The sequence below is a fragment of the Leuconostoc gasicomitatum LMG 18811 genome (assembly GCF_000196855.1).
Lineage (GTDB): Bacteria > Bacillota > Bacilli > Lactobacillales > Lactobacillaceae > Leuconostoc > Leuconostoc gasicomitatum.
In genome coordinates, this window is sequence record NC_014319.1 from 1,613,265 (window position 1) to 1,626,745 (window position 13,481).

Here is a 13,481-nt window from a genome sequence, read left to right on the forward strand (position 1 = left end):
ATTATTTTTCCTCTTCTTTTTCTGGATATGTTTGTTGATATTGTTCAACCAACGTTTGTAGCTGAACAATAGCTAACGATTGTGAAGCATTTTGCTGAATAAGTTTCTCAATTACCTTATCTTTATTTAAATTCACGATTAAGCTCCTTTGTTCCTAAAATTTTATCTGATATAACATCAGCAATTTTATCAAGTTTATTTTTACCATTCATGTTTAACCAGTCTGAACGACTAATAACGATTGCGCCGTCACTGATTGCTGTTCCATCGTCAAAAGTCACACTAAACACTAATTTTACTGTGTCATTATTGTTATCTGGAATTTCATTTTTCATCTGTATATTATTCATTTTAATTGTTCCTTTAATCTTTCAAGTGCGATATTTTGTTCGATTATTCGATTTCGTAATTCTCTAACAATTGGTATTAAAGCAACACCAATTTTAGAATATTCAACACCTTCAACATCACCTGTTTCTGGGCTACGCTGTACTAGATAATCTAAACCCGCCTTAACTAAATCTTCAGCAATTACTCCATAGTAACGGCGTTTATTCATATCTATTGAACGTTCTGTATCAACACCGGTTTTGTGAAATTTAGCTATTTGTTCACTCTCAAATTTGTCGTGCCAAGTAGCTGGGTCTAGTGTTAGTAACTTGTTAGCTGTATCTGGTTCTTTTTCGTATTCGATATCTAATTTATATTTAGATGATGATGATGAGCGGACAACGGCACCATCTGATGCTATGAACATGTTCGCAGAGCTAGATGTTGTTGTTGCCCACTGAAGAGATAAATATAAATATTTTGCATATAGAGATATTCTGTCACCACCTGTACCATTTACTGTATTTGAACTTGTTGTTCCAAGATTTATGAAAGGAGATCCAGCACTGTTTCCAATATCAGCCCCACCAGTTATCATGACACCTTTTGAATAACCAGCTAAAAAAAGTTTCTTATCTTCAGAAACAATGATTCCGTTATAATTTTCTGTGCCGATGTAGTTTGGCACAGAATGTGGAAGCGTTGCAATACCTACCGATTTTGTTCCGTATATTAGTGCTCCACCTGTTCCAAAACCACTAGTATCATTTTTTACGCCAAAATAAGGTGAATTACCAGAATCTGTAAGCGAATATTGCGATAAATATAAACCACCATCTTTTAATGTCGAATAGCCTAATGAACTCCTTGTGGCTATATATCGTTTGTCGATATTGATATCAACACCAATGCCATCTTGATCATCAATACTTTGACTATAGATCCTTCCGTTTTGAAAATATACTTGGCCTGTGTTTAAGTTAATGCTTAAATTAGCTCCAGATATGGTACCTGCTACAATATTGTTCGCATTGATATTAGTAACGTTAACTTGGTTACCATTCAACGTACCAACCGTCATGTTTGAAGCGTTCAGGTTCTTGAAATTACCGCCAAGTGCGTAAAAATCACCCGTAACGGTCGTATTACCATCAAGCGTAATGTTCTTGCTGATCAATGACATTTGAGTAGGCGTACCAACAATACCCGACACGATACCTTGGATATTGTCCTTGATACCAATGCTCCAGTTGTCCTTGAATAATGTTAAATTAGCTGACATATCATCGTTAGGCGTGTAAGTTTGGTGCACATCCGTTGCAGTTATAGTTGTCTGGGTGAATGTTGCTTTTTGTCCCGCTCCTGCATTATTAACAATTAGTGAAGCTTGCATGTATGATGCGTTAATCGGAGCAGTAATACCGTCAAAGTATAGATCAATCCAGTAGGGTGAATCTATCTGCGGTGTTTGAACTTTCCACGATCCACCAGTCCCACCATTAATTCGTGCACCAGAACTATCAACATACCAAACATCAAGTAAAGCTCGACCATTAGTTAACCCACCATTTGTATAATGTACCCGTGTTGCCCCGCTATATTTCTGACCACCTATTACTGGTATGTTATTAGCCCAGTATCCTTGGTAACCAGCCGCTGTTGAAACGATGGTAATTACGCCACTAATCTTATTATCAATATTCTGATTTTGCCTAATTTCAATGGTGCCCGATTTAGAAAGATAACCGTAATCAGCAGTAAACTCTGAGTTAGGAAATAAGTTACTTGCACCAAGGTTAGCAATAATAGCACTAGCTGTTTGAGTGATTGTTGAATTAAGTCCACTGGTTGCAGATGAAACTTGTAATTGGGTATATGTGGCTGCTGAATTAAGGGTATTACTATCCCCATTATTACGGTCTGAAATCTCCTGGCTTACTTGTCCAGCTAATGTCGTTTGCTTAGTTTCCACACCAGACACACGGTTAGTTGTACTTGTTAACGTACCCTCAGCTGTTGTTACACGGCTAGTCACGCTGTTGATAGCACCAGTATTGGCTGATACGGTTTGGGTAATGCCGTCAATTGTAGTCTGTTGAGTGGCAAACTTAGTAGTTGTATCCTTGCTAAGCTGTGCAACCGTGGTAGTGACACTATCAGCCTTTACATTAACTGCTCCAATACTAGTATTTAGAGTATTAGTAGCACTGTTTAAGTCCTGTTTAGTAGCGGTTAAGGCTATGGCGTCTTTATTTGATTTGATATTTGTTTCAGCAGTCGAAACACGCCCATCATTTGACTTTTGGTAGTTTCCAATTGTTGTTGTTGCTTGATCGGCTGTTAATTGAGCCGTACCAACTTTGGAAGTTAAATCTTTGGTTTTGGCATCATAATCTGATTTACTGACTGTAGCTTTTAAGCCATCTAATGCTTGTTGAGCTGTAGATTGAGCAACAGATATGCCATTATTTGCATCAGTTTTATTTTGGATGATTGTGGTACCGATACTGGTAGCTGTGTCATCAATTTTCTTGTTGACAATGCCGTCTGCTGACTTATAAGCCGCTTCAATTTGTGCCTGAGCTTGGTCTAAATTAGCATTTGCAGTAGCTAATGTTTGTTGCGCTACCGTTTGCGTGTTTACCTTAGCATCAACCACCCCTTGATTAACCATTGATTGAGCATTGGCATCAAAATTGCGCTTATCAATCTCATTATTAGCCTGCTGTTTAGATACTGTGTTAATTGTCTGATTGATTAGCACATTGTTATCATCTATTGCCTTATCACTGTTAGATTTTGCAGTTAATACCGCCTCTTCAACACCCGCCGCTATTTGTTCGCCCATTTCTGGGTCGATACGTTTTTCCCAATATAATGAACCATCAGGTTTTTTGATGTAAATGTAAAGCACACGGCCATCGCCTGTTTGTACCCATCCTAAATCACCCTCGTTAGCCGTTTTTGGCAATATGTCAAAACTATCAACGTAATATGATGTGTTCTTACCATTAGCAGCTATCAATGCGACATTAGCATCAGTCACGGCTTGGTTGGCTGCATCCATTGCGTTATTTACTTGTGTTGCGAGCGAGGCGTTAGAGTCTTGATATTTCTGAACGATACCAACGTTACCAGCGGTTACGGTGTAACTAATACGCGTTCCTTCAGCTGAAAATTCATCATCAATACTGATAATGCGAATGCGTTGTTTGAAGTCCAGTCTTTCATCAATCGCCATTAACCAATCGCCAACATTAGCCATTTTGTAAGGGTATCCAGCAGCGGTTAAATCGTAAAGAGACAGTTTTATTGATACGGAAAAACTACCATCAACCTCATCCTTAACAGCATTTAGCAAATTACTCTGAATGGTAAATCGTTGGTCATCTACGGGTTCAGCTTGTAACTTACCATATACACTAGCTAATGGGCTAGTATAGGTTACATGCAATCTGTCGCCTCTTTGATTTTGTTGATCAGCATATGCGCCAAAGCCTTCACCATAAGTTACAAAACCAACAGCATCATTTTCAACTGACATATCAGACAAATTGAATCCGTAGCGCACAATCGTCGATAAATCTGTCCCAACTTTTTCAAAAATGGATACTAAAGTACCATTGATCTCAAACTCACCACCAATACTTGAAATAATGTCATTAAAAAGTGATAACTTGGTTTTCATTCCCCAATTATCTTTTCCAATCGCAGTTGGTGCGTAGTTCAAGGCATACGTATATCCTGTATTAGAAAATATTTGATCTAAATACCATTTAATGGTGTGACTACCGCTTGTTGATGTGTACAACACACTTTTAGCTGTGTTCCAAAAGAAACGATGTATGGCATCAAATGATACAGTATTATCATTATCATTACGTTCAAAATAAGTAATTACATAAGGCTCATCATCAAATTCAAGCGACCAACCTTTGTCAATTTTATTGAGCACGTCATCACCATCATATATAGTACCCGTTAATGATTTTTCGCCATTCAAGGCACTTTTTCTTTGAATGGTTCCAACTGCAAGGAATGATTGACCTGCAACATTTTTAAATTTAATCATAGGTACAGCTCCTTGTAATCGTGAATTTCTATCGTTGCCGTAATTGATGAATTAACAGCAATTTGACCGCTGATAGATGGTTCTAATACGAAATATTCAAAGTTAGTGTTGTCGTTAATAGACAAGCTATTTTTTAAGTTGTACATACCACCAATCTTGAAAACATCCCCAACAGCTACCGTGCCAGAATATGTCCACGTTTTAGCACCAATTTTCAACGAAATCACACTCGCTGTTTGATTGGCAGTTAACTTGACGTAAAAAGGTACTTCTAATTGAGATGCCGTGACTGTTCCAGTGTATACAATTTGATTCGTTATTGTTGCTGTTTTTGGTTTACTTTCACCAAAAGGCAATACTGCTGTTTCGAATTTAAGCTCAATTTTATATAGTTGCTTGCCATCGACACTCCCAACGAATCGTGGTGCAAACGTGTCCTCTAGTGTTACCAAAAAACGTTTATTACTCTCTAAACCATTACTTTGACCTAATTTATTACCAGTGAATTGACCTGGTATTTCGTAGTTAAATTGTGGATCACTTGAAAACAATGGCGTAATGTAATACGGATTTGATCCGGCCAAAATTTGGTACAACCAGTTACGCTTGGATTCATAATCAAACTGATTAATCGCGGTTAAATAACCCGTATACGTTAATTTTTTGGCATCATAATCACCACCGAAATTTATCTTTCCATTGCGTCCTGAAAACGACTTAGTATTCAAATGTAAGCTAGGGGTACTCTCATCAAAATCGGTGGCAATAATGCCTTTATCGCTTAGCTTAACGCTTGATGCGCCATTTGTAATTAGTAAATCCATTATGCCCCTCCTCCCATGATTTTAACCGTTGCTTGTCTACGTGCATTCTTACTGTTAACTGTTGTTGTGATCTTGTCACCAACAATTTCATTAAATACTTGGAATACAGGTGATTGTGTTTGTTGTTCAGCAACTTTGTCACTTAAAGCAGACAAACCACCGTTTATTTGACCGGCAACACCAGTACTACTAGTTGTGAGCTGTGCGCTAGATGTGTACTGCTGTTGTCCGAACTCATCAGCAATTTGACCAGCATATGATGATACTGATTTTTTGACAGTTTCAAAGTTGGCATTCAAAGAACTGCCAAAACCACTCATAATTGCTTGACCCGCAGGAATAAGCAATTTACGATCGTAACTGATTGGACCTTTGTGCGCCCTTATCCAAGACGCAATACCACCGACAAACGATGTAATGGCTCCCCAAACTGAACGTAACCCGTTCAAGAAACTGTTCATAATTGCTTGACCGGCACCCCACAAATCAAAGTTCATTGCTGCGTAAATAGCGCTCTTAACACCATTCCATATACCAGACACCCAACCAACCGCACCACTCCAAGCACCAACTACTCCGTTCCAAGCGCTACGAGCTAGATTTGATACGGTTGATGAAATCGCATTCCATACTGACGATATAACGTTTCTGACACCATTCCAAAGACTGGAAACCCAACCAGGAATGGCATTCCAAATGCTTTTAATGCCATTCCATAAACGATTACCAAATGACACCGCGCTATTAACAAACACGTTCCAAATTCCTGTTACTGTTGAAACAGCCCTGTTCCACAATCCTGACAGGAAACCAGGTATAGCGTTCCAAACGTTAACAATGCTAGTCCATAAATCAGTTGCAAATTTAGTTGCAGCGGTTGTGAAACTATTCCATATACCGACTACTGTTGAAACGATACTGTTCCAAATTGATACAGCAAAAGCAGAAATAGTTGTCCAGATAACATTAATAGTATTAGCAATAATTCCGAAAATGGTTGTCGCTATCATAACTATTCCGTTCCAAATTTGCCCCAAACTAGTCACGATATTTGTCCATATATTTTGCGCATCTATTCCAAGATTAGTGAAGTCTCCAATTATTAAATCAAGCAACAATAATATTGGACCCATAATCACGTCTTTAAGCAGGTTCCATACACCTGTTGCAATACTTACTAAGCCATTCCAAATTGTAGATAGGTTAGTTACAACGGAATTCCACCCTTGTATTATTAGGTCAAACACGGGTTGTAATGTTTGAATAACACTATCCCAAACATTTGAGAAGAAAGTTGCAACCGAATTCCATCCAGATTTAAGAGCGTTAACAGAGTCACTACCAGCTTTTTGGTTTGCTTGAACAAAAATATCAGTACCTTTTGAAACGTTAGCCCATAAGTTTGAAAAGAATGTCTTCGTTCCTGACCAAGCATTTTCTACTGATTTTTTGCTACTACTCCATGCATCAGATACTGCCTTACCAGCTCCTATTACACCTTGTTTTATCCCTCCCCAAACGCCTGACAGAAATTTGACAAAGTTAGACCATATTTCTTGTCCTGTTTGGGTTTGCGTAAAGAAATATGCTAGTGCCGCAACTACTGCAGTTATGGCAATAACTAACAATACAATAGGGTTAGCCGACATGACTACATTAAAAGCCGCCATTACACCTTGTCCGATCTTTACGGCATTGCTGAACATAGTCATAGCAACTTGCCCTGTTTTTACAGCTAAAGAAACAACCTTAAATGCAATAACCACAGAACCTACAGCAACAACCACTGAAGTAAATACATCGTTAAAACCTTCTATTTTTGTTAAATTATCGATAAATCTAGTTACTGCGTAAACAGCATTTGATATTACAGTTACAAGTGATCCAATAATTGCTCCTAAAGTCTCAAACGCCGATTCAGATGATCCAACCTGACTAAAACTACTTAGTAGTTTACCTGAAGAAATAATAACTGTTCCTATTACATCTTTTAAAAGATTAAATGTAGACACCAATGCTAACCATACAGACTGAACAGCATTAGCTTTTATAAAGCCTTTAATAAAATCAGCAACCGCATTGCGAGCGATTGTCATAACATTCATGACTTGTGATATAAATCCTATTAAAGATGAACCAATAGATGAAAAATTAATACTTTTAGCTATGCTTGTTCCTAAATTAGCAACTTGTTGAATAATTCCTTGAAATGCAGATGCTGTACCTTGCAAGAATAGTCCGAATGATTTTTTTGCAAAGTCTATCGCCGGTGCCAATGCCTTAGAGAATGTTCCCGCCAACTGATTTACCGTATTTCTAAATTGTTCAGATTTGTTATACGCAATAGCAAATGCTGCTACAAGCGCAGCTATAGCAATAACAGCAATTCCCAAAGGGCTTATTAACATAGCTCGCATTGCTGTTCCAAGCGTGCGCATTACACCACCAATCTTAGTGGCAGCTGTTAGAAATGAACCTGTTGCCAGTGTAGCGGCACCAATAATTGGTGTCAAACCAAGAAATGTACGTATACCGCTTCCGATTGCACTATTAGAAGTTGTCGCCCATTGTAAAGTGCTACTGATCATATCAGCGATACTACCCATCACGCCTGAACTTCCAGCCATTGATGAATTACGTAGTGATTCCCAGTTACCACCAACTTGTTCAATTTTAGAACCAACGTTTTTTTGCATTTCACTAGCTTGGCTAGCAAGAAATTTAGTAGCAACTTGAGTGCTTGACGAAGCCTTATTCATTTCTCCAGTAAACGCTGACCAACTCGTAGTCGTATTGTCTGTGGTATCTTTAACCGATTTCATCAATGGTAAGATAGCAGCCATTCCAGCTGAACCAAACATTGTTTTTAACGCTGCTGCTTTTTCTGAACTGGTCATGTTTGCCGTGGCGTCACCAATTTCATTCAAAATTTGTGGTAGTGGCTTCATGTTTCCTTGTGCATCACTGAAGCTAACACCCAAGGATGCAGCCATTTCAGCACCTTTCTTACTTGGTGCCTGCATTAGCAATAAGGCATGGTTTAAGTCTTGCGAAGCTTGTGCCGCACTAAATCCACGGTTAGTCAACAAACCAAGGGCAGTTGATACGGTTTGCATATCAATGCCCGCATTATTTGCCGTGCCGCCAATCGTTGCCAATGCTTGCTGCATATCTTCAATAGAAGCGTTCGACAAGTTAGCTGTTTGCGTTAAAATAGCCGCTGACTGTTGCGGACTTTTCAATGAGTCGCCCCAGATGTTCATTGACTGTTGCACAACGCTCGCCGTTGTTTGTAAGTCAGCACCGGCAGCTGTAGCAGCTTGCGCAATCGCCGGAAATTCTTTCTTAATTGTACCAATTGAAGCACCATCACGAGCCATCGCAACCATAGCATCAGCTGCATCTTTAGCACTCAAAGGCAAATCAGCACCCATCTTGTTAGCAACATCAGACAACCCTTGAATGTCTTTTGATGTTCCGCCAGCTATAACCGCAGCCTTATTTAATGAAGCTTGAAAGCTACCAAATCCGGTTAAACTTTTAATGCCTACCGCAGTTATTGCTGCTCCTGTAATTGCTAATGTTTTACCGATACTAGAAAACGCTTGATTAGCACTAGATAGTGCATTTTGAGTAGCGCCCGCAACGTTTTTCATTGCTGACTGATAATCAGATATATCAGCGCCAATATGAGCCGTAACATTTCCGCCGTTATAATTTGCCATATTAACTCCTTTCCCCGAATACAGTCAGTGCCTTTCTGTATAGCTCCAAGCGTTCCTGTTCGGTTTTTTCTTTCTTATGCGGATCGTAGGTACCTTCTAACGACGCTTCAAGTTCATCACGGTTAAATATATCCTTAAATTTAGGTTTTTCGGCGTTCACAAAGTAACCAATTTGTGTTGCTAGTACGGCCAACTTCTCACGTTCATCAATTTGTGCAAGTTGTCTACCTTTGATAACAGCGTCCAATTCCCATTTGTACAACGAAAAAGCCCACTCGGTATCGTAAATACCAAAGCGAGCCAATAACTCAATTAGAGATTTTCGTTCAGCAATTTCAGAATACGTTCGATCGCCGTCACTTGTTGCTTGATTTCGTCTGTTTGTTCCTTTGATTTCACCATTGGTAGCGCTTCTGCTACCGCGTCCCGTTGCGCTGTGATTGACTTCAAGAAAAAACCGCTATTTTTCAACTCGTCCTTTAATTCTGCTAGTACTTCATCAATCTTTGCACCATCTTCTGTAATTTCATCAACGGCATCAAATAAATCATCATCTGATATTTTTCCAAAGCCACCTGCAACCTTGATAATGTCAATGATTACAGCTGTATCGCCAGTTAAAATACGTGTAAATAAATTGGTAGCACCGTCGCCCATATTATTGTTGTTGGCATCGTAGGTGCTGTAGTCTTTATTTGCATTGAACAATGCCTTATAGTTGAACTTTAGTGTGTCTGTCTTCTTACCTACTGTTACTTCCATGAGTTATCTCCTTTTTATGTAGAGAGCCGAAGCTCTTATTGTTCGTCTGTACCGAAGTTACCTGTTTTTTCGCCAGGGTTTTCGTACTCATAAATTGCGTCTAATGTTGCAATTTCATCATCAGTTAATTCAAATTGACCTTCTTTCAACTTGTCAATGATATTCAACTTGTACTTAGCAGTGATCAACTTGTCACCGTCATCTAATGAAACGCTGTCAACGACCGCGTAACCAAACATTGCAGGGAATACTTGCTTGCTATTCGGCTCTGTTCCAGTTTTCTTAGCATATCGCTTGTCAACAACAACACGCCACACCTTAACTTGATCACCCTTGTGCTTAGCTTGTGTAATAATATCAACTGCTTTATCCTCAGGTACGACGTATGTCGTCAGTTCGATTGAGTCTTCGTTTGAGGAAGGCATGACAATACGACCAAACTTTGTTTGTTCGTCAATTGAGTCTCCCTCAATACTTACTGACCCTTCTGTTTGCATAGCTGGTAATACCGCTGAACTACCAACCGCTGCTGACGTTGATTGAATAAAATACCATACCTTTTTGGCAAGTGTTGCCGTGCCCTTAACCATATCTACTGTCATAATTTCTCCTAAATATATGCTGTCACAGAAAAAATCACATGGTATACATCTCTTCCAATTGAGTTATCAACCAATATTTGAGATGTTACACGTGTGATTCTGTCTGTGGTTTGTGTAATTGCGCTTTTGATTGAATAAGTATCATTTTCAAGTGCTAGTCTGTCATTGATCGAATAAAACAAATCAATCTGCAATTCTGTCGTAACTGTTTCCCATCCGTTACGTGCTGTTAGCTGGTCATCATCCATGTGAGAACCTAACACGAGGAATGGCTCTGGGGTATCAGACTCGGGTAACAGATTATACACAGGTATAGTGCCTGATTTTAGTTTGCTGAAAATATCAATCAACAGTTGTGCCATTGGTGAGTTATCGCTCATCTAAGCCCTCCCTTCAACAAATTCTGCAATTTTTGATAGAAAAATAATTCTTCTTGTTTCATCGCTGGGTTCATGAATGGGTGTGGTGACATTCTGCGTGTTCCCATTTCTAGAAAAATAGAATAGCTAGCACTTGAATCAATATCTGCACTCATATCACCCGTTTTTTGTGCTGCGATGTGTTGTTTCAAATAACCGGTATCAACAGGTGCCATTGTCTTTGCTCGCGTCTCAACTCTCAAAGCTGTGTTCATAACAATATTGTCAGCTTCACGTCTGATTTTTTCTGGTTGACTATTGAATTGTTTGATTAGATCATCTGCACCATCGAATTGGATTGTCATTCTAGACATGCTACACCCCTTGAATGATAACTACCGTGTTCCCACGTGTGTTTGGTATCGCTTGTGGTTTACGCTGCACACCATTTATCAAAACATAGTCAATCTTGCCAACTTTGTTTTTAAAATGAATGGCCACCGCAGTTGAGTCATACTTTCCAAAAACATTCATGTTAGTGTACTGATTTACGCCAGTAATACGACATGGCAACCAATCAGACAATACTTGTTTTTTGACTGGACCCAATGGCCCGTTAGTTTCAACGGTCGTCATAATTTTAACGCGATCACTGTATCTCATATGAACCTCGTAATACCGTTACCACCTTTTTTGGCACGATATTTTCTCAAGTAATCTGCATAATCATCAACATCGTCATCACTCCACGTTGCAGACACATCACTCTCGCTAGATGACCTCTTACCCTCATCCCCGATGCGATTAAAACGCCGAACTGTAATCTCACGTAATAACCAAGATATTTCAGTGGGATAACTAACCAGATTATTGCCATCTTGATTAATGTAACTCAACAATCGCGCTTGGTTATCTTCCAACAACAGATTTAACAGATCGTCTTGCTTTACGTCACTTATTGACAACAAGACTTTAATTTTATTTAAGTTTTCATCTGCCATAGATCCTCCTAACAGGCTTCACACCCCGTTCGAGTGGTTACGCCACTGTTCGTTGCGGTTATTGTCCACCAGCACCCTTAATTGAAACAGAAACGCCATCTTTCTTGTTCTTCTTGATGAATAAATCATGATACAAACGATTTTGATACAAATACCCGTCACCCTCTGTGTGTTCACCGGGTTGGAACAAATAAACTGAGTTTTCCTTGACAACCGGTATCGTCGCTTGTGTAGCCACCAAGATAAAGTTAATATCATTTGCACCAGCTTTTGACTTGAAACCGTCTGAGAAGTCGAACGCGTCTTTGAAACGGGCATCGTCCCATACCTCAATCAGTGTCACGCCGTCAATAGATGTCACACGTGATTCCAACGCTGTCATGCCAACATTTTGGTTAGTGATTGAACGCGTGAATTCTTTTGATCGTTCCAAGAAGTCCATTACTTCTGATGACACGAATCCGATAATGTTTTGTGCCCCGTATTTACGAATTGGAAGCAAAGCCGCCTTTATTTGCGAGTAAACATTATCAACTGTTAATGTTTCAGTAGTTGATTGTCCTGCCCCTTTTGCTAGTGTAGCGAAACGGTAGGCATCAATTTCTGGTTGCACGTTTTCTTCAATGAACACCTTAGTGATATTTCCAGCAGCCAAATCTTGGTTTGTTTCATCAACATCTTGACTGTCTACAAAAAATTCAATATCACGGTCTTGACCCATAGTGTAAACTGTCTTATCGTTTGAAACTGATCCAGTATTGTAACCTTTACCACGTCCGTGTGGTTTCAATCCTGATGTTGAGATACTTGTCAACGTAAACGATTTTCCACCGTTGACTAACGTCACATCTGGTACACCCAATGCTGATGTAATCAAACCTTGTGTAATTTTTTGGTCGAATACTCCCGCATCCTTTGTTACATAGTTATATGCCATAATTTATATTCTCCTATTTAATTCCGAGTGCCTGTGCCATTGCACTACCAACACCTGCATTTTGTCCTGATTTTGGTTCACTGCCCTTCAAACGTTCATTAACTGTTGCTTCAACATGCTTGTTAACGAGGTCATTCAGCGTATTGATGTTGTTCTTGGTTATTTCAGCATTATCAGACAAGACCATGTCAACCATTGTGTCCGGCAAGCCTACTTCTTCGAGTTGATGTTTTGCTTCATAACGGTATTCACGCATATTAAGCTCTTGTTCACGCTTATTAAACGCTTCAGTTTTTGCCTTATCTTCCGCTTCCTTACGATCCGCAGCACTCATTTTAGCGAGTTGCTCTGCCTTAGTGATAGCTTCCTGTTTCTCTTCATCCCACTTAGACTTTGCTGTTTCCAACGCTTTAGCCGACCGCTTGTCAATCAACGAATCTAGTTCGCTTTGCGTAAACATCAACTTTTCATCTTGCGTTTCCACCTCTTGGTCTTGTACTTCTGTTTCTACTTCATCAGCCATAATTTATCCTTTCTTAGCCCATACACAACTTGTATCGTATAATTTTGCCCCATGCACGATTAAAACCCACACACGGCATGATATAGTCCCATATACACATGCCTAGTTTATTGACTTGCGACAGGTCAAAATAAAAACACCAATATGCTAATATCAGTGTTATTTTTATGATTCAACCAGCGCATAACCCGCAACGCTGGTGTTATTGAAGACCGCGTTTCGTGTTACACCCGTCATAACTCCAGTGTATGAAAAGTTAAATCCGGTTGTGGTATTTGTAAAATTCGTTACTTGCTTAAACATGAATGTTTGTCCGTTGTTTGTGAATACTACTAATTCCATTTGC

General features: G+C 39.3%; 15 protein-coding genes. All 15 read right to left on the reverse strand.

Annotation, left to right across the window (positions count from 1 at the left end):
- Nucleotide 1: 1 nt before the first annotated feature.
- A complete protein-coding gene (locus tag LEGAS_RS10275) occupies nt 2-136 on the reverse strand; it encodes a hypothetical protein (protein WP_013231899.1) in 135 nt (44 codons plus the stop codon).
- The gene (locus LEGAS_RS07825; protein ID WP_013231900.1) at nt 123-350 is read right to left on the reverse strand and encodes a hypothetical protein; all 228 of its coding nucleotides are present in this window, start codon (nt 348-350) and stop codon (nt 123-125) included. Before LEGAS_RS07825 ends, LEGAS_RS10275 begins: the two co-directional genes overlap by 14 nt.
- Nucleotides 347-4,402 carry a phage tail protein gene (locus LEGAS_RS09770; RefSeq protein WP_013231901.1) on the reverse strand — a complete coding sequence of 1,352 codons (4,056 nt, stop codon included), beginning with the start codon at nt 4,400-4,402 and terminating at the stop codon, nt 347-349. Before LEGAS_RS09770 ends, LEGAS_RS07825 begins: the two co-directional genes overlap by 4 nt.
- Entirely contained in the window at nt 4,399-5,226 is an 828-nt protein-coding gene (locus tag LEGAS_RS07835; protein ID WP_013231902.1) for a phage tail domain-containing protein, read from the reverse strand. Before LEGAS_RS07835 ends, LEGAS_RS09770 begins: the two co-directional genes overlap by 4 nt.
- On the reverse strand, nt 5,226-8,951 hold the full coding sequence (locus LEGAS_RS09775; protein WP_013231903.1) for a phage tail tape measure protein: 3,726 nt from the start codon (nt 8,949-8,951) through the stop codon (nt 5,226-5,228). Before LEGAS_RS09775 ends, LEGAS_RS07835 begins: the two co-directional genes overlap by 1 nt.
- A 1-nt stretch (nt 8,952) precedes the next feature.
- Nucleotides 8,953-9,213, reverse strand: a complete 261-nt coding sequence (locus LEGAS_RS09780; protein WP_207635564.1) for a hypothetical protein — start codon at nt 9,211-9,213, stop codon at nt 8,953-8,955.
- Nucleotides 9,214-9,263: 50 nt separating this feature from the next.
- Entirely contained in the window at nt 9,264-9,713 is a 450-nt protein-coding gene (locus LEGAS_RS07850) for a tail assembly chaperone (RefSeq protein ID WP_013231905.1), read from the reverse strand.
- Between the two features lie 35 nt (nt 9,714-9,748).
- Nucleotides 9,749-10,315, reverse strand: coding sequence for a phage major tail protein, TP901-1 family (locus tag LEGAS_RS07855; RefSeq protein ID WP_013231906.1), 567 nt, complete (start codon nt 10,313-10,315; stop codon nt 9,749-9,751).
- Between the two features lie 8 nt (nt 10,316-10,323).
- The gene (locus LEGAS_RS07860; protein WP_013231907.1) at nt 10,324-10,695 is read right to left on the reverse strand and encodes a hypothetical protein; all 372 of its coding nucleotides are present in this window, start codon (nt 10,693-10,695) and stop codon (nt 10,324-10,326) included.
- Nucleotides 10,692-11,048: an HK97-gp10 family putative phage morphogenesis protein gene (locus LEGAS_RS07865; RefSeq protein ID WP_013231908.1), complete on the reverse strand. Its 357-nt coding sequence runs from the start codon at nt 11,046-11,048 to the stop codon at nt 10,692-10,694. The genes LEGAS_RS07860 and LEGAS_RS07865 overlap by 4 nt, the downstream gene beginning before the upstream one ends.
- 1 nt (nt 11,049) lies before the next feature.
- Entirely contained in the window at nt 11,050-11,337 is a 288-nt protein-coding gene (locus LEGAS_RS07870) for a hypothetical protein (protein ID WP_013231909.1), read from the reverse strand.
- On the reverse strand, nt 11,334-11,675 hold the full coding sequence (locus LEGAS_RS07875) for a phage head-tail connector protein (RefSeq protein WP_013231910.1): 342 nt from the start codon (nt 11,673-11,675) through the stop codon (nt 11,334-11,336). Before LEGAS_RS07875 ends, LEGAS_RS07870 begins: the two co-directional genes overlap by 4 nt.
- 58 nt (nt 11,676-11,733) lie before the next feature.
- Nucleotides 11,734-12,612: a hypothetical protein gene (locus LEGAS_RS07880; protein ID WP_013231911.1), complete on the reverse strand. Its 879-nt coding sequence runs from the start codon at nt 12,610-12,612 to the stop codon at nt 11,734-11,736.
- 13 nt (nt 12,613-12,625) lie between these two features.
- Nucleotides 12,626-13,135, reverse strand: a complete 510-nt coding sequence (locus LEGAS_RS09785; protein WP_013231912.1) for a DUF4355 domain-containing protein — start codon at nt 13,133-13,135, stop codon at nt 12,626-12,628.
- A 165-nt stretch (nt 13,136-13,300) separates the two neighbouring features.
- Nucleotides 13,301-13,477 (reverse strand): hypothetical protein, encoded by a 177-nt coding sequence (locus LEGAS_RS10095; protein WP_198451486.1) that lies wholly within the window; start codon nt 13,475-13,477, stop codon nt 13,301-13,303.
- Nucleotides 13,478-13,481: the final 4 nt, after the last annotated feature.

Excerpts from the sequence above, each read along its gene's own strand:
- LEGAS_RS07835 (WP_013231902.1), bottom strand. The coding sequence starts at position 5,226 with ATGGATTTACTAATTACAAATGGCGCATCAAGCGTTAAGCTAAGCGAT.
- LEGAS_RS07875 (WP_013231910.1), bottom strand. The coding sequence starts at position 11,675 with ATGGCAGATGAAAACTTAAATAAAATTAAAGTCTTGTTGTCAATAAGT.
- LEGAS_RS07870 (WP_013231909.1), bottom strand. The coding sequence starts at position 11,337 with ATGAGATACAGTGATCGCGTTAAAATTATGACGACCGTTGAAACTAAC.
- LEGAS_RS07880 (WP_013231911.1), bottom strand. The coding sequence starts at position 12,612 with ATGGCATATAACTATGTAACAAAGGATGCGGGAGTATTCGACCAAAAA.
- LEGAS_RS07825 (WP_013231900.1), bottom strand. The coding sequence starts at position 350 with ATGAATAATATACAGATGAAAAATGAAATTCCAGATAACAATAATGAC.
- LEGAS_RS07865 (WP_013231908.1), bottom strand. The coding sequence starts at position 11,048 with ATGTCTAGAATGACAATCCAATTCGATGGTGCAGATGATCTAATCAAA.
- LEGAS_RS07860 (WP_013231907.1), bottom strand. The coding sequence starts at position 10,695 with ATGAGCGATAACTCACCAATGGCACAACTGTTGATTGATATTTTCAGC.
- LEGAS_RS09770 (WP_013231901.1), bottom strand. The coding sequence starts at position 4,402 with ATGATTAAATTTAAAAATGTTGCAGGTCAATCATTCCTTGCAGTTGGA.
- LEGAS_RS10095 (WP_198451486.1), bottom strand. The coding sequence starts at position 13,477 with ATGGAATTAGTAGTATTCACAAACAACGGACAAACATTCATGTTTAAG.
- LEGAS_RS09775 (WP_013231903.1), bottom strand. The coding sequence starts at position 8,951 with ATGGCAAATTATAACGGCGGAAATGTTACGGCTCATATTGGCGCTGAT.
- LEGAS_RS07855 (WP_013231906.1), bottom strand. The coding sequence starts at position 10,315 with ATGACAGTAGATATGGTTAAGGGCACGGCAACACTTGCCAAAAAGGTA.
- LEGAS_RS09785 (WP_013231912.1), bottom strand. The coding sequence starts at position 13,135 with ATGGCTGATGAAGTAGAAACAGAAGTACAAGACCAAGAGGTGGAAACG.
- LEGAS_RS07850 (WP_013231905.1), bottom strand. The coding sequence starts at position 9,713 with ATGGAAGTAACAGTAGGTAAGAAGACAGACACACTAAAGTTCAACTAT.